The 15,949-nt window shown below is 71.5% G+C and carries 11 protein-coding genes; 5 read left to right on the top strand and 6 right to left on the bottom strand.

The window, feature by feature from the left end:
• The first annotated feature begins 141 nt into the window (after nucleotides 1–141).
• The gene (locus ACFYZQ_RS24820) at nucleotides 142–939 is read left to right on the top strand and encodes a GNAT family N-acetyltransferase (RefSeq protein WP_389151586.1); all 798 of its coding nucleotides are present in this window, start codon (nucleotides 142–144) and stop codon (nucleotides 937–939) included.
• Between the two features lie 71 nt (nucleotides 940–1,010).
• On the opposite strand, the gene ACFYZQ_RS24815 is transcribed toward ACFYZQ_RS24820, so the two are convergent.
• The 3 genes from ACFYZQ_RS24815 to ACFYZQ_RS24805 form a co-directional block, all read right to left on the bottom strand.
• Entirely contained in the window at nucleotides 1,011–1,565 is a 555-nt protein-coding gene (locus ACFYZQ_RS24815) for a TetR/AcrR family transcriptional regulator (protein WP_389151584.1), read from the bottom strand.
• Complete coding sequence (locus tag ACFYZQ_RS24810) at nucleotides 1,565–1,885, bottom strand: DMT family transporter (protein ID WP_389151582.1); 321 nt, start codon at nucleotides 1,883–1,885, stop codon at nucleotides 1,565–1,567. The genes ACFYZQ_RS24815 and ACFYZQ_RS24810 overlap by 1 nt, the downstream gene beginning before the upstream one ends.
• An 83-nt stretch (nucleotides 1,886–1,968) precedes the next feature.
• Nucleotides 1,969–2,718, bottom strand: a complete 750-nt coding sequence (locus tag ACFYZQ_RS24805) for a rhomboid-like protein (protein WP_389151579.1) — start codon at nucleotides 2,716–2,718, stop codon at nucleotides 1,969–1,971.
• A 194-nt stretch (nucleotides 2,719–2,912) separates the two neighbouring features.
• On the opposite strand from ACFYZQ_RS24805, the gene ACFYZQ_RS24800 reads away from it, so the two are divergent.
• The 4 genes from ACFYZQ_RS24800 to ACFYZQ_RS24785 all read left to right on the top strand — a co-directional run bounded on the left by ACFYZQ_RS24800 (nucleotide 2,913) and on the right by ACFYZQ_RS24785 (nucleotide 9,985).
• Complete coding sequence (locus tag ACFYZQ_RS24800) at nucleotides 2,913–3,590, top strand: spermidine synthase (protein WP_389151576.1); 678 nt, start codon at nucleotides 2,913–2,915, stop codon at nucleotides 3,588–3,590.
• 123 nt (nucleotides 3,591–3,713) lie between these two features.
• On the top strand, nucleotides 3,714–4,451 hold the full coding sequence (locus ACFYZQ_RS24795; protein ID WP_388801836.1) for a response regulator transcription factor: 738 nt from the start codon (nucleotides 3,714–3,716) through the stop codon (nucleotides 4,449–4,451).
• The gene (locus ACFYZQ_RS24790) at nucleotides 4,448–5,557 is read left to right on the top strand and encodes a sensor histidine kinase (RefSeq protein ID WP_389151573.1); all 1,110 of its coding nucleotides are present in this window, start codon (nucleotides 4,448–4,450) and stop codon (nucleotides 5,555–5,557) included. Before ACFYZQ_RS24795 ends, ACFYZQ_RS24790 begins: the two co-directional genes overlap by 4 nt.
• Before the next feature lie 639 nt (nucleotides 5,558–6,196).
• Entirely contained in the window at nucleotides 6,197–9,985 is a 3,789-nt protein-coding gene (locus ACFYZQ_RS24785) for a multifunctional oxoglutarate decarboxylase/oxoglutarate dehydrogenase thiamine pyrophosphate-binding subunit/dihydrolipoyllysine-residue succinyltransferase subunit (RefSeq protein WP_389151570.1), read from the top strand.
• Nucleotides 9,986–10,085: 100 nt separating this feature from the next.
• Here ACFYZQ_RS24785 and fxsT read toward each other — a convergent pair whose 3' ends face one another.
• The 3 genes from fxsT to ACFYZQ_RS24770 form a co-directional block, all read right to left on the bottom strand.
• Complete coding sequence (gene fxsT / locus ACFYZQ_RS24780) at nucleotides 10,086–13,094, bottom strand: FxSxx-COOH system tetratricopeptide repeat protein (protein WP_389151567.1); 3,009 nt, start codon at nucleotides 13,092–13,094, stop codon at nucleotides 10,086–10,088.
• 152 nt (nucleotides 13,095–13,246) lie between these two features.
• Nucleotides 13,247–14,698 (bottom strand): aKG-HExxH-type peptide beta-hydroxylase, encoded by a 1,452-nt coding sequence (locus tag ACFYZQ_RS24775; RefSeq protein WP_389152234.1) that lies wholly within the window; start codon nucleotides 14,696–14,698, stop codon nucleotides 13,247–13,249.
• The gene (locus tag ACFYZQ_RS24770; protein WP_389151564.1) at nucleotides 14,698–15,873 is read right to left on the bottom strand and encodes an FxsB family cyclophane-forming radical SAM/SPASM peptide maturase; all 1,176 of its coding nucleotides are present in this window, start codon (nucleotides 15,871–15,873) and stop codon (nucleotides 14,698–14,700) included. The genes ACFYZQ_RS24775 and ACFYZQ_RS24770 overlap by 1 nt, the downstream gene beginning before the upstream one ends.
• Nucleotides 15,874–15,949: the final 76 nt, after the last annotated feature.

The following is a 15,949-nucleotide window of genomic DNA, read 5'->3' as shown; positions in this document are numbered from 1 at the left end:
GCTATGCCGACTCAATGCTCGTGAGCCTCCGATTGTTCCCCAAGGGGTGTTCGCTGTGAGCGATCATCAGATGGGCGCCGCGCGGGCCCCATCGGAAAAGCAGTTGCCACCCGCCCTCGCATTCCCCGTACGGTGCACCGGATGACCGACACCTCGGCGTTACTCGCCGCCTACGACTCCCAGATACGCGCGACGCCGCCGGCCCCGCCGCCCGGCGTCACGCACGAGTACGACGGCAGGCTGCTGCGGACCGTCGGCCTGTTCCGCGGCATCCTCAACGCGCCGCCCGACCTGGAACTGCGCGGACGGGAGCTGGACGAGCTGATCTGCCGGCAGCGGGACTACTTCGCGGCGCGCGGGGAGGCGGTGGAGTGGAAGGTCCGCGGCCACGACGCCCCCGAGGACCTGACCGACCGGCTGCGCGCGGCGGGCTTCGCACCCGGGGCCGAGGAGACGGTGCTGGTCGCGCCCGTGGCGGACCTGGCCGTGGAACGGCCCGAACTCCCGGACGGCGTGCGCCTGCGCCGGGTCAGCGCCGACGCCGACATCCACCGGATCGGCGCGCTGCAGACGACCGTCTGGGGGCAGGACATGAGCTGGCTCGCCGAGCACCTGCTGGCGCGGCTCGCCACCGCCCCGGACGACCTCGCCGTGTACGCCGCCGAGGCCGGCGGCGACATGGTCAGCGCGGCCTGGCTGTCCTTCCGCCCCGGCACCGAGTTCGCCGGCCTGCTGGGCGGCTCGACCCTTGCTCAGTGGCGGGGCAAGGGCGTCTACCGCGCCCTGGTCGCCACCCGCGCCGCCCTCGCCGCCGCGCGGGGCGTCACCTACCTCCACCTGGACGCCTCGGCCGACAGCTCGCGCGTACTGCGGCGCCTGGGCTTCCGGGCGGTGACGACACTCACGCCGTACGTGTGGTCGCCGCAGGGCGGGGCCTGACGGCCGGGGGTGCGCCGGGGCGACCGGGGAGTCCGGGGCGTCCGAAGCGTCCGGGGGGGGAGCCGACGCGTCTAGCCGCCCGCCCCGATCACCCTCGCGAGCGCGTCCCTCGTGTACTCCTCGTCGTACTCACCGCCCGTCAGCAGCACCTGCAGACAGATCCCGTCGAGCAGCGCGACCAGGGCACGTCCGGTGCGCGGGTCGGTGCGCCGGGCGAGCAGTTCGGCGACCTCCTCCGTCCACTCGGCGGCGACGGGGCGCAGCGCGGGGCGGCGCAGCGCGGCGAGGTAGAGCTCGTACTCCAGCTCCGCGCCGGCGCGGTCGTCGTTCAGCCAGCGGCCGGTCAGCCGGGCCAGCTCGGCGGCGAGGTCGCGGCCGGGGTCGGCGAGGGCGCCGCCGTGGTCCCGGACGACCTTGGCGAAGCCTTCGCTCGCCTGGCGGAGGGCGGCCACGAGGAGGTCGTCGAGGGTCTTGAAGTGGTACGTGGTGGAGCCGAGCGGCACATCCGCCTCGGCCGCGACGGAGCGATGGCTGAGCCCGCCGATCCCGGAGCGGCCCACCACCCGGATAGCGGCGTCGATGATCCGCTGCCGCCGCTCGGGGTCGTACCGCCGTGCCGCCGCCATCAGTGCGCCCCGCCCAGATTGAGCAGCACGACACCGAGGATCACGAAGGCGATCCCGGCGACCTTGGCGGGCCCGGCCGGCTCGCCGAGGAAGACGACCCCGATCGCGGCGACGGCCGCGGTACCCGCTCCGGCCCAGATCGCGTACGCGGTGCCGACCTGCATCACCTTCAGGGTCTGCGCGAGCAGCGCGAAGGCGACCAGATAGCCGGCCACCGTGCCGAGCGAGGGCCACAGCCTGCTGAAGCCGTCGCTGTACTTCATGGCCGTCGTCCCGGCCACCTCCGCCGTGATGGCCGCGGCCAGCAGTCCGTATCCCATGTGTACGAGTGTACGCATCGATGCGTACGGACGTACACATGTGCGCATGCTGCCGAGCACGGTGGGCTGAGCGGCGGTGGGAGTCAGGCGGTGCGGGTCGGCTGCCCGCGTCTGACCAGCGGCCAGGTGGCCACCCCTATGGCCAGGGAGATCAGATGACCCCAGTCGGTCATCGGGTCGGTGAAGGCGATCAGGTCCCGGACGAGGATCCAGCCGGCCAGGGCCAGCAGGGGCCGGCGCAGCCACGGGGTGAGCAGGCCGGCCAGCGAGCCGACACAGGCCGCCACACCGAAGCTGATCCCGTAGTCCATGCGGTGCAGGGAGCTGTCCGGCAGATGACCGGCCAGGACGGCGAGCCCGACGGGCACTTCGGTGGCGAGCGTGGCCAGTACGTGCCCGAGCAGGAAGACCCCGGCCGCGCGCAGTCCGCCGGCCCGCCGCTCCAGCGCCGTCAGCACGAGCACGAAGCCGAGCGTGTACGGCGACACGAGCCCGCCCGCGACCCACAGCGCGCTCGCCAGCAGCACCAGCACCGGCGTGCGCAGCAGGTGGGCGACATCCGTACTGGAGGCCTGGTGCAGGGCGTGCACGAGGGACGGGTCGGCGTACTGGTCGATCAGGGAGGTGACGGCCAGCACGGCCGCGTAGCCGAAGGTGAAGGGAGTGCCGGTGGGGGTGGGCAGCAGCCGCAGGAGGCGGCGGGCCGGCGACCGGGCGGGGACCGGGTGGGCGGAAGGAGCCGGCGCCGGAGCGCTCTGCGCCGCCGGGCCTCGCTGGCGCGGCACGCCGTCGAGCAGCTCGGCCGCCCTCGCGGCACTCGCGGTCGGTTCCACGGTGAGGCGCTCCTTCCGTCCCGCCCCACCCTTCGTGTCCCACTGGTCGCTGTCTATGACCGACGCCACGTGGGACGGGATTCTCAGGAACCTCTCAAGCTCCCTGGAGTGCGCGCGGCGGGCGCCGCGGCCGACATCCGCCCGTCACCGGTAATTCCGCTGCCCGCAAAGCCTGCTTCGGGGAGGATGACCAGGTGAACGCCATCCACGAAACCCCCGTGGTCCTGGACCGCCGTCAGGGCCCCTACGGCGAGGTGGTCCTGCGCCGGCACGGGGAGTTACTGCAGATCATCGCAAACGGCTGCTTCCTGATGGACACCTCCGACGGCCGCTCGGAGCGGCTGCTCGTGGACGCCGCCTACGGCGCGCTGGACGGCCGGCCCGCACCGGACGTGCTGATCGGCGGACTGGGCGTCGGCTTCTCGCTCGCACACGCCGCGGCCGATCCCCGCTGGGGCCGGATCACGGTCGTGGAACGCGAGCGCGCGGTCATCGACTGGCATCTCGACGGCCCGCTGTCCGCACTCTCCGCCACCGCCCTCGCCGACCCGCGCACCCGGATCGTGGAAGCCGACCTGCTCGCCCACGTCAATGAGACATCCGCCACGTACGACGCCCTGTGCCTGGACATCGACAACGGACCGGACTGGACTGTCACCGACGACAACGGAGGCCTGTACTCACCGGCCGGACTCGCAGGCTGCGCAGGGATCTTGAGGCCGGGCGGGGTGCTCGCGGTGTGGTCGGCGACGCCCTCCCCGGAATTTGAAGATACCTTGCGGAATGCCGGGTTCCGGCAGGTGCGTACCGAAGAGATCCCCGTTGCCCGGGGCGTTCCGGACGCCGTACATCTCGCCGTACGACCTGGATAGCAAAGGCGACGCAACTCCCCGTAATGTGCATCCCTGACGCGGATCATTCAAGCGTCAATCGCAACCATGCGCAGACCGAGGAATCACCCCACTGGTTCCGGAAAGCACACTCAGGGGCGGGCGATGGAGCAGACACACACCTCCCAGAACGGCACGGCGGCCACCCCGGGCGCACAGCGCCGGGTCCTCGTGGTCGAGGACGACGCGACGATCGTCGACGCCATCGCGGCCCGGCTGCGCGCCGAGGGATTCCTCGTGCAAACCGCCGGTGACGGACCGGCCGCCGTGGACACCGCAGAGGCCTGGCAACCTGACCTGCTGATCCTCGACATCATGCTGCCCGGCTTCGACGGTCTGGAGGTCTGCCGTCGTGTGCAGGCACAGCGGCCCGTTCCGGTGATGATGCTGACCGCGCGCGACGACGAGACCGACATGCTGGTCGGGCTGGGCGTGGGCGCCGACGACTACATGACCAAGCCGTTCTCGATGCGGGAGCTGGCCGCGCGGGTGCACGTGCTGCTGCGCCGGGTGGAGCGGGCGGCGATCGCCGCGTCCACCCCGCGCTCGGGCATCCTGCGCCTGGGCGAGCTGGAGATCGACCACGCGCAACGGCGCGTCCGGGTCAGGTCCGAGGACGTCCACCTCACGCCCACCGAGTTCGACCTGCTGGTGTGCCTGGCGAACACCCCGCGCGCGGTGCTCTCCCGGGAGCAGTTGCTGGCCGAGGTCTGGGACTGGGCGGACGCCTCCGGCACCCGGACCGTCGACAGCCACATCAAGGCGCTGCGCCGGAAGATCGGTGCCGAGCGCATCCGTACGGTGCACGGCGTGGGCTACGCCCTGGAGACCCCGACGCCATGAGCGACGGGCCTCCCCCACGGCGAGGCCCCGGGGATCCCTGGGGCGGCGTACGCCCGTTCTCGATCAAGACCAAGCTGGGCGCACTGGTCGTCATCTCGGTGCTGATCACGACCGGGCTGTCGATGATCGCGGTGCACACCAAGACGGAGCTCCGCTTCATCACGGTGTTCTCGATGATCGCCACACTGCTGATAACGCAGTTCGTGGCGCATTCGCTCACCGCGCCCCTGGACGACATGAACACGGTGGCCCGGTCCATCTCGCACGGCGACTACACCCGCCGGGTGCGGGAGAGCCGCCGCGACGAGCTGGGCGACCTGGCGCAGACGATCAACGTCATGGCCGACGAGCTGGAGGCGCAGGACCGCCAGCGCAAGGAGCTGGTGGCGAACGTCTCGCACGAGCTGCGCACCCCCATCGCGGGGCTGCGGGCGGTGCTGGAGAACGTCGTCGACGGCATCGCCGAGGCGGACCCCGAGACCATGCGGACGGCGCTGAAGCAGACCGAGCGGCTCGGGCGGCTGGTGGAGACGCTGCTGGACCTGTCCCGGCTGGACAACGGGGTCGTACCCCTGCGCAAGCGGCGCTTCGAGGTGTGGCCGTATCTGTCGGGCGTGCTGAAGGAGGCCAACATGGTCGCCTCCGCGCGCGCGGGCATGGCCTCCGGCTCCGGCAACCACACCCGTAACGACGTCCACCTGCACCTCGACGTGTCCCCGCCGGAGCTGACCGCGCACGCGGATCCCGAGCGGATCCACCAGGTCGTGGCGAACCTCATCGACAACGCGGTCAAGTACAGCCCGCCGCACGGCCGGGTGACCGTGAAGGCGCGGCGCGGGCCGCAGCCGGAGTCGCTGGAGCTGGAGGTCCTGGACGAGGGGCCCGGCATCCCCCGGTCGGACTGGCACCGGGTCTTCGAGCGCTTCAACCGGGGCAGTGCCGTACGGCGTCCGCACGGCCCCGGCAGCGACGGCGGCACGGGCCTCGGCCTGGCGATCGCCCGCTGGGCCGTCGACCTCCACGGCGGCCGCATCGGCGTGGCGGAATCCGAACGGGGCTGCCGCATCCTGATCAGCCTGCCCGGAGAACACTTCCCACAGATCTGACGACGCGCCCGGCCTCGCGCCCGGCGGTCCCCGTCGACGGGTCGCTCGCACACCACAGCCACAGCCCGGCCGAGCCCGGCCCGGCACGGCCGGTCGCCGCGAGGGCACGGCGGGGCCTGCGCCGCCCCCCGTCATGCCCTCCCCCACGCAGGGCCGGCGCCTTCCCACCTGAGCGACGTGCGGCCCCCGGAGCCCGGCAGCGGGGCCGTCGCACGTCACCTCCCACGGCCCGGCCGAGCCCGGCCTGTGGCACCGCCGCTCGCCGGGACGGCGCGGCGGCTGGATCCGGGTGGCCGGATCCGTGCGGGACTGCCGCACCCCGGTCACCCGTCCGGGAGAGCCTTCCGTGCCAAGTTGACGTAAAGTTCGAACCGGAGCCACAAGATCCACCGGTGTCCGCGCTGGCGGACACGTGTGATCAGGGGGAGGCCTGCGGCGAGTCGCGCCCAGGCCCGGACCGTGGCGTCCCTTCCTCAGGTGAACCACGCTTGTTTCCCGCCATTTCAACCCCTGAAACACGCTTTTTCATGTGACTTACGCGACGATGAACGGGCCCGACCTGACCTTCGCGGTCTTGGAGGCGTAGCCTTTATTCCCGCTGTCCATCACCTTGTGAAGCGGAAGAGGGCGGTTGCCGCCGTGTCGCCACAGTCCCCCAGTAACTCGAGCATCTCGACCGACGACCAAGCCGGGAAGAACCCCGCTGCCGCGTTCGGTCCGAACGAGTGGCTCGTCGACGAGATCTATCAGCAGTACCTCCAGGACCCGAATTCGGTAGACCGCGCCTGGTGGGACTTCTTCGCTGATTACAAGCCGGGAGCTGCTGCCGCCGCACCGGCCGCGCCCGCTCCGGCGCCCGCGGCACCGAAGCCCGCCGCCAGTGCTCCCGCACAGCCGGCCGCGCCGACCGCGCCCGCCGAGCCGGCACAGGCCGCCCCGGCGGCTCCGGCCGCCCCGGCCGCGCCGGCAGCGGCGAAGCCGGCTCAGCCCGCGCAGCCCGCTCAGCCGAAGGCGAAGGCCCAGCCCGCCGCCGCGGCCCCCGCGGCCGCGTCCGCGGACGGGCCGGAGTTCGTGACGCTGCGCGGCCCGTCCGCCGCGGTCGCCAAGAACATGAACGCGTCGCTGGAACTGCCGACCGCCACCTCGGTCCGCGCGGTCCCGGTGAAGCTGCTGTTCGACAACCGCATCGTCATCAACAACCACCTCAAGCGGGCCCGCGGCGGGAAGATCTCCTTCACGCACATCATCGGCTACGCGATGGTGCAGGCCATCAAGGCCATGCCGTCGATGAACTGGTCGTTCGGCGAGAAGGACGGCAAGCCGACCCTCGTCAAGCCGCCGCACGTCAACCTCGGCCTGGCCATCGACCTGGTGAAGCCCAACGGCGACCGCCAGCTCGTCGTGGCCGCCATCAAGAAGGCCGAGACGCTGAACTTCTTCGAGTTCTGGCAGGCCTACGAGGACATCGTCCGTCGCGCCCGCGACAACAAGCTGACGATGGACGACTTCACCGGCGTCACGGTCTCCCTGACCAACCCCGGCGGCCTCGGCACCGTCCACTCCGTGCCGCGCCTGATGCCCGGCCAGTCGGTGATCATGGGCGTCGGCTCCATGGACTACCCGGCGGAGTTCCAGGGCACCAGCCAGGACACCCTGAACAAGCTCGGCGTCTCCAAGGTCATGACGCTCACGTCGACCTACGACCACCGGGTCATCCAGGGCGCCGCCTCCGGCGAGTTCCTGCGCGCCGTCGCGAACCTGCTCCTCGGCGAGAACAACTTCTACGACGACATCTTCGAGGCGCTGCGCATCCCCTACGAGCCGGTCCGCTGGCTCAGGGACATCGACGCGTCGCACGACGACGACGTCACCAAGGCCGCCCGTGTCTTCGAGCTGATCCACTCCTACCGGGTCCGCGGCCACGTCATGGCCGACACCGACCCGCTGGAGTACCGCCAGCGCAAGCACCCCGACCTGGACATCACCGAGCACGGCCTCACCCTGTGGGACCTGGAGCGCGAGTTCGCCGTCGGCGGCTTCGCCGGCAAGTCGATGATGAAGCTGCGTGACATCCTCGGCGTGCTCCGCGACTCGTACTGCCGCACCACCGGCATCGAGTTCATGCACATCCAGGACCCCAAGCAGCGCAAGTGGATCCAGGACCGGGTGGAGCGCCAGCACTCCAAGCCGGAGCGCGAGGAGCAGCTGCGCATCCTGCGCCGGCTGAACGCGGCGGAGGCCTTCGAGACCTTCCTGCAGACGAAGTACGTCGGCCAGAAGCGCTTCTCCCTGGAGGGCGGCGAGTCCGTCATCCCGCTGCTGGACGCGGTCCTCGACAGCGCCGCCGAGTCCCGGCTGGACGAGGTCGTCATCGGCATGGCCCACCGCGGCCGCCTGAACGTCCTCGCCAACATCGTCGGCAAGTCGTACGCGCAGATCTTCCGTGAGTTCGAGGGCAACCTCGACCCGAAGTCGATGCACGGCTCCGGCGACGTGAAGTACCACCTGGGTGCCGAGGGCACCTTCACCGGTCTGGACGGCGAGCAGATCAAGGTCTCGCTGGCCGCCAACCCGTCCCACCTGGAAACGGTCGACCCGGTCATCGAGGGCATCGCCCGCGCCAAGCAGGACATCATCAACAAGGGCGGCACGGACTTCACGGTCCTGCCGGTGGCCCTGCACGGCGACGCGGCCTTCGCGGGCCAGGGCGTGGTGGCCGAGACCCTGAACATGTCGCAGCTGCGCGGCTACCGCACCGGCGGCACGGTCCACATCGTCATCAACAACCAGGTCGGCTTCACCGCGGCCCCCGAGTCCTCGCGTTCGTCGATGTACGCGACGGACGTGGCGAGGATGATCGAGGCCCCGATCTTCCACGTGAACGGCGACGACCCCGAGGCCGTCGTGCGCGTCGCGCGGCTCGCCTTCGAGTTCCGCCAGGCGTTCAACAAGGACGTGGTGATCGACCTCATCTGCTACCGCCGCCGCGGTCACAACGAGTCGGACAACCCGGCCTTCACCCAGCCGCTGATGTACGACCTGATCGACAAGAAGCGCTCGGTGCGCAAGCTGTACACCGAGTCCCTGATCGGTCGCGGCGACATCACCCTGGAAGAGGCCGAGCAGGCGCTGCAGGACTACCAGGGCCAGCTGGAGAAGGTCTTCACGGAGGTCCGCGAGGCCGTCACGGCCCAGCCGAGCACCGGCCCGGTGTCGGACCCGCAGGCCGAGTTCCCGGTCGCCGTGAACACCGCGATCTCCTCGGAGGTCGTGAAGCGGATCGCCGAGTCCCAGGTGAACATCCCCGACACGTTCCAGGTGCACCCGCGTCTGCTGCCGCAGCTGCAGCGCCGGGCGGCGATGGTCGAGGACGGCACGATCGACTGGGGCATGGGCGAGACCCTCGCCGTCGGCTCCCTCCTGCTGGAGGGCACCCCGGTCCGGCTGTCCGGCCAGGACTCCCAGCGCGGCACCTTCGGCCAGCGGCACGCGGTGCTCATCAACCGTGAGACGGGCGAGGAGTACACCCCGCTGCAGTACCTCGCCGAGGACCAGGCGCGGTACAACGTCTACAACTCCCTGCTGTCCGAGTACGCGGTCATGGGCTTCGAGTACGGCTACTCGCTGGCCCGCCCCGACGCGCTCGTGATGTGGGAGGCGCAGTTCGGCGACTTCGTCAACGGCGCGCAGACGGTGGTCGACGAGTACATCTCGGCGGCCGAGCAGAAGTGGGGCCAGACGAGCGGCGTCACGCTCCTGCTCCCCCACGGCTACGAGGGCCAGGGCCCGGACCACTCCTCGGCCCGTGTCGAGCGCTTCCTCCAGCTCTGCGCCCAGAACAACATGACGGTCGCGATGCCGACCCTGCCGTCGAACTACTTCCACCTCCTGCGCTGGCAGGTGCACAACCCGCACCACAAGCCGCTGGTGGTCTTCACCCCGAAGTCGATGCTGCGTCTGAAGGCCGCCGCGTCGAAGACGGAGGAGTTCACGTCGGGTCAGTTCCGCCCCGTCATCGGCGACTCGACGGTGGACGCGGCCGCGGTCCGCAAGGTCGTGTTCGTGGCCGGCAAGCTGTACTACGACCTCGAGGCCGAGCGCACCAAGCGCGGCATCACGGACACGGCGATCATCCGTATCGAGCGCCTGTACCCGCTGCCCGGTGCCGAGCTCCAGGCGGAGATCAAGAAGTACCCGAACGCCGAGAAGTACCTGTGGGCCCAGGAGGAGCCGGCGAACCAAGGTGCCTGGCCGTTCATCGCCCTCAACCTGATCGACCACCTGGACCTGGCGGTCGGCGCGGACATCCCGGCGGGCGAGCGCCTGCGCCGGATCTCGCGTCCGCACTCCTCCTCCCCGGCCGTCGGTTCCGCGAAGCGGCACCAGGCCGAGCAGGAGCAGCTGGTGCGTGAGGTGTTCGAGGCGTAGGTCCCCGGCGGACGTACCGCGAGCGGACGTACCGAGAAGGGCCCGGCCCCGGGAGTTCCCCGGGGCCGGGCCCTTCGGTGTGTGCGGTGTGTGCGGTCGCTCAGTTCGGCTGCGGTTCGAAGTCCCAGTACGGCCTGTTCCGGGAGCGGGCCGAGAGGGTGTGGACGTGCTGCTTGCCGAGCGTGGCCTCCAGGTCGGACAGTGCCTCCTGCTCGACCTTCTCGGCCTGCTGGACGTTCCGCAGGCCACGCAGGTCGGCGGCGTGGGCCACCCGTGCGGAGAGGGTGAGGGGGTGGGTGCGGCCGAGGGACTCCGTCGCCCGGGTGATGGTGTCCCGGCTGAGCGCGGCGGCTCCCTCCGTGTCGCCCACCAGGTTGCGCAGGGCGGAGGCGTTGATGGCGCAGCCCAGGGTGTGCGGGTGGTTCTCCCCGACCGCCGTGGTCATGTCGGCCAGCGCCTGTTCGGCCAGCACGTGCGCGTGATCCCGTTCGCCGACCATGCGCAGGATCTGTGCCTGGTTGGCGCGGACTCCCGCGATGAAGGGATGGCCTTCGACGAGCAGTTGCTCATAGCGGGCGAGGACGGACTCGCTTGCCTCACGGGCCTGGTCGATGTCGCCGTGCTCCCGGGCGAAGCAGCTCTGGCTGACGGCGGCGGCCAGGGTCTGCGGGTGGCGGTCGCCCACCGTGCGCTCGTAGCGTTCCAGGACGCGGGCCAGCATCGCTCCGGCGCCCGCCCGGTCACCGCTGCGGAGCCGGCACAGCGCCAGGTTGTGCTCGGCCCGCAGCGTCTGCGGGTTGTCGGCGCCCATGACGAGGCGGCTCTCGCGGACGTTCTTCGCCTGGACGGACTCGGCCTCGGCGTAGCGGCCCAGCAGCCGGAGCCCGATGGCGTAGGAGATCTCCGAGAACAGCGCCCAGGGGTGCCGTGCCTTCAGCAGCCGGCGGCGCATCTCCAGGGTCGTCTTGTCGATTTCGAGGGACTGCTGGTAGTGGCCGAGCAGCCGGTGGGAGAATCCCAGGTTGTTGAGCGCGTTGAGGGTGCGGGAGTCCTCCTCGCCCAGCAGGTCGCGGTAGGTCGGGTACAGCCACTGGTACAGCTCCAGCGCTTCCTCGTACCGGGCCAGCCCCCACAGGTCGGCGCCCAGCCCGCCGGCCGCCCGCAGATGGTCCAGGTCCCGTTCGCCCCGCTCCTCGCGCAGGCGGTTCACGGCCTCCCGTTCGATGGCCTCGGTGCGCTCGTAGTCGCCGGAGGCGCGCAGCAGGTTGGCGTACTGGTAGATCAGGTCGAAGATCCTGGGATGGTACTGGCCGAGCGAGGACCGCCAGGCGCGCAGCGCACGTTCACCGAGCTTGACGCCCGAGGTGTACTCGCCGGCGAAGTACATGTAGCGCAGGCAGTTCAGGACGAGGTTCTGCACCCTGCGGTCGCCGCTGCCCAGGACGTCCGCGTACTTGAGGTGCGGCACGATCTCCGCGTAGGCGTCCCACAGGCGGGTGTCCGTGGCGCGGCCGGGGTCGGCCGCCGCGAGGGCGCGTCGCACGACGTCGACGAACTCCTGCCGGTCCGCCTCCGGCATGTCGCTGCGCACGATCTGGTGGACCATGCGGTGCAGGTACAGCGACTCGCCCGAGGAGGCGCCGGAGTCGGCGCCCGCGTCATGGGACTCCAGGCGCACCACGGAGTACTGGCGCAGCTGGTTGATGGCTCTGTTCCACAGCAGCGGGTCCTCGAGCAGCCCGGTGAGCTGTTCGGGCAGGTCGTCCAGCGGCATCTCCCGCAGCAGCCGTACGGGGATGAAACCGGGCGCGAAGAAGGTGCACAGACGCAGCAGGTCGACGGACTCGGGGACGGTCTCGCGGAGTTTGTTCAGCAGTATCGACCAGGCGGTCTGGAAGGCGACCGGGAAGTCTGCGGAGACCCTGACCACGTCCTGGTCGATGCCGCCGTCCAGGAGGGCGATGTAGTCCTCGACGGAGAGGTCGGAGTCGTTGAGCCAGCCGGCCGTCTGGTCCAGCAGCAGCGGCAGGTCCTCCAGGGCCTCGGCCAGCTGGTCGGCGTCCGCCTCGGACAGGCGCGGCGCGCGGCGCCGGATGAAGGCCACCGACTCGTCGCGGGCGTAGACCGGGATCTGCAGCAGGCGGCTGTTGTGGTCGCCCCACTGCGGGTTCCGGGAGGTGATCAGCACGTGCCCGGGGCCGGTGGGGACCAGGTCCCAGATCTGGTCGGGTTCGTCCGCGCCGTCGAGGATCAGCAGCCACCGGGAGGACGGCTCGCCCCGGCGCAGCGCGTCACGCACCGCCCGGAGCCGCTCGCCGTACTCGGCGCCGGTCGACAGACCGAGCTTGGGGGCGAGTTCGGCCAGCAGGCGGCGGTAGGTGACCCGCTTCTCGGCGTTGATCCACCACACGACGTCGTACTCGGAGCTGAACCGGTAGACGTACTCGGCGGCGAGCTGTGTCTTGCCCACCCCGGACATGCCGAAGAAGGTGAGCACGCCCGCGCCGGGCTCACTGCTGTTGAGCAGGTGGTAGGCCTCGTTCAGCAGCGGTTCGCGCCCGGTGAAGCGGGTGTTGCGGCGCGGTACGCCACCCCACACCTCGGGCATGGCCGACGGGAAACGCGGTCCGCGCCGGCTCTCGGCGGTCTCCGGCAGCGGTTCGTACGCCAGGTCGAGCCGCTCGACGACACGCCGTTCGGCCTCGTCCGGGCCGGTGTTCACGAGGTCGACGGGTGCGAGGACGGCGGTGGCGGTGGGGACCGAGGCGGTGGTCACCGAGACGGCCGCGAAGCGCGAGGGGTCCGGCGCCACGACCTCGCGCAGCGCCGCGTTCCACTCCTCGAAGGTGCGCGGGCCGAGTTTGAAGTACCAGTCGCTGATGAGGATCAGGACGCGGCCCTCGGCCAGGCTCAGGTCGCGCAGCAGTTCCACCAGAGGGACTTCGGGAGGCGCGTCCCAGCGCAGGTACACCACCTGCAGGCCGCGCCGCTCCAGACGGTCCCCGATCCAGGCCGCCCAGGCCCGGTTGAACCCGGCGAAGCTGATCGTGACGGTCTGCTTCGCGGTCCCCCTCCCGGTTGACCCGACCGGCCTACGCGTTCCAGACATGCAGCGGCCTCCCGCTCGCGATTTTAGAAGCTGTGCACGGCCCCGGGAAGGCGCGTGCGCGCGCCTGCTCCGATGCTCGTGGACGCATCCTTGCCCGCCGACACAACGATCTCCACCTGGCGGACGCAACGTGGTGCACGCGCATCCGCCCCTCACTCACGCGAGCGGCGCACATCCACCGCATGGCGCTGCACCCACAGGCGGCGGGCGGCTCGAACGTACTCGCGGGCCCTGACGACGTGGGCCCTGGGGACGGTGATGGCGGCCATCTGCTCGTGGGTGTCGACCATGACCTCGACGAACCGCCGTCCCCGCGGGGTGAGATCGTCCGATCCGACGAGTGCCGGCAGAGCCGCCGTCACCTTCGCGTGGTAGCGCGCGAACTGGCCCCATGCCTCGTCGCGGCGTGCGGCGTCCGCTTCACCCAGTGCGCGTCGCTGGAAGTAGTCCGCGAGGGCGAGGTGGGCGTAGGCGCCCTGCAGCAGGCCCTCGTAGGGGCGCGGCTCGGGGCGCCAGGGCGCGAAGTACCGTGCTCGGCCGTCCGAGTGATGCAGGGTCACCATCATGCCAAGCACGGCCAGTTTGGCGTGCTGCAGTTCGTGCACCAGGGTCGTGGCGAAGGCCGTGGCGTTCGGCGGTGTGCTGCTGAGCACCGCTCCGAAGGCCTCCGGCCGGGTGGCGCTGCACGCGCCGTGGGAGCGGCCGTCGGGCGACTCTCCCGGCGGCGCCGCGAGTGGTACCAGGCAGCGCAGCAGGGCCGCCGCCTCGGTGAGCCTCCCCTCGCCGCCGAGCCGCAGGGCGGTCGCCGTGCCCGTCCATGCCTGGAGCCAGTGCTTGCGTTCGGCGTCGTCGAGGGTGACCGGGCCGCTCAGGCCGTAGTAATGGGGACCGCCGTGCACGGTGCGGTACGGGTCCAGGTCGTCCAGCGGGATCGGGCCGGTGTCGGGCAGCAGACCGGGCAGCGCGTACGCGGAGGTCCAGGCGCGGGAGCCGGACCAGGCTCCGACGCCGTCCTCGAGGTGGACGACGACATCGGCGGCACCCGGCCGGCGCAGGGTCAGCCGGCCGCCGCGGTACACGGTGTCGACCGGCGTCGGCCCCGGATCGCCCGTGCGCAGCGCTCCGACGGACGGCAGCACGAGTGTTCCGGCGTGGGCGGTGAGCCGTACGGCGAAGGGCGTTCCGGCACGGGCGGCGATCGCCGCGGCCACGGCGCCGAAGTGGTCCAGGCCGGCGGCCAGGTCCCGCTGCCGCCGCGGGCCGGCGCCGTCCGCGGCCTCCAGTGCGTGCAGGACGCGCTGGGCCCAGGAACCGAGGAGCGGCTGGAGGAGGCCGGTGCGGACGGAGGGGCCGGCTGTCGAAGGGGGCTGTCCGCGGGGGCCCGTCCGCGCGACCTCGGCCTCCTCCAGCAGGGTCCAGTCCTCCCGGAGCCGCTGCCGCGCGCCGGGGGGACAGGCCGGTGAGGCCGTCGCGCCGTCGAGGACCGCGCGCAGGACGAGGAGCCGCCGGGTGTCCTGGTCCCGGGCGAGGAGGGCGAGGGTCTCCGGGCTGCCGCCGGTGCGGCCCAGTTCGGTGAGGGCGTGGTCGGGCAGCGACGGAAGTATCACGGTGTGCCTCCTTCGGCCGAGGAGGCGGCCGGTACACGTGCCGCGTCCTCGGTGAGCCGTCGCGCCACGTGCCGGATGAAACGCTGAAGGTCCGCGCAGTAGACGGAGCGGTTGGCGAAGCCGTGTCCGGCCCGGTAGCGGTGGGCGTAGTGGCCGCCGCCGCACACCCGGAGCAACGGGCACGCACGGCATCCGTCGGCCAGCGCGTCCTCGCCCGCCTGCCGGGCCGCCACCCCCGGGTGGCGCAGCACCTCGTCGAAGCTGTGCCGGAAGACGTCGAGCCCCGTCTCGGCCGCCCCCTCGTAGCAGGATTTCAGCGAGTCGACCTGCTCGATCGATCCGTCCGTCTCCACGACGACCGCTTCGAACGGTGTGAGGCCGAGGGACTCGGTGGCGGCGGGCATGCCGAGCAGCAGGGCTATGCACGACTCGAAGAGGCGGACCTTGGTCTCCCGCCTTCCCGCGTCCCACCAGCGGTCGAAGACGGCGCACAGCCACCGGCCGTGGCGCTCTCCACCGAGGTGTGCCGGCGGCGCGGACCAGTTGCCGTGTGGCAGCAGCAGGTCGAGCGCCGGGGGACGCAGGGAGACCAGCGACTCGTAGGTCTCGGCCGGGTCCAGCGTCGGGTCCACGACCGTGAGGATGCCGGCGTACGAGTCGGCGAAGCGGTCGGCGAGCAGCCGCGCCCCGCGGGACGCGGCGGGCCAGGACGGGCGTCCGGCGTGGTCGACACGCTGGGTGTTGTGGCCGGGCAGGCCGCCGTCGAGGCTGATGCCGACACGGATGCCGGCGGCGGCCAGGACGGTGAGGCGCCGCTCGTCGAGGAGGGTGGCGTTGGTCTGGACGACCGGGTGGACGGAGGTCCCGGGCCGGACGCGCTCACGGACCGTGGCGGCGAAGCGGGCCAGGGTGCCGGCGCCGGCCAGGAGCGGTTCGCCGCCGTGCAGGACGAGGCCGACCGCCGTCAGGCCGTGCGCGCTCGCGTGCTCGGCGATGCGGGTGGCGGTCCGGTCCAGTACGGCGGGGGACGCGGCCCGGGGGCGGTCACGCCATGACCGGTCGGGCCCCTCGTAGAGGTAGCAGTAACGGCACGCGAGGTTGCAGCGGCCGTGCGCCTTCACGATGAACTGCCGGAAGGGGAACGGGGCAGCGCGAGCAACGCCGTACGACACTCCGCCACCCCCATGCGCTCGGCCGTCCAAGGGCCGCATTCCCGAGCGGACCACGGGCAAACTGAACCCGCCCGTC

This window comes from Streptomyces sp. NPDC001843 (assembly GCF_042891955.1).
Classification (GTDB): Bacteria; Actinomycetota; Actinomycetes; order Streptomycetales; family Streptomycetaceae; genus Streptomyces.
The sequence above is the reverse complement of the archived record's forward strand: the minus strand, read 5'-3'. Positions and strand labels throughout refer to the sequence as shown.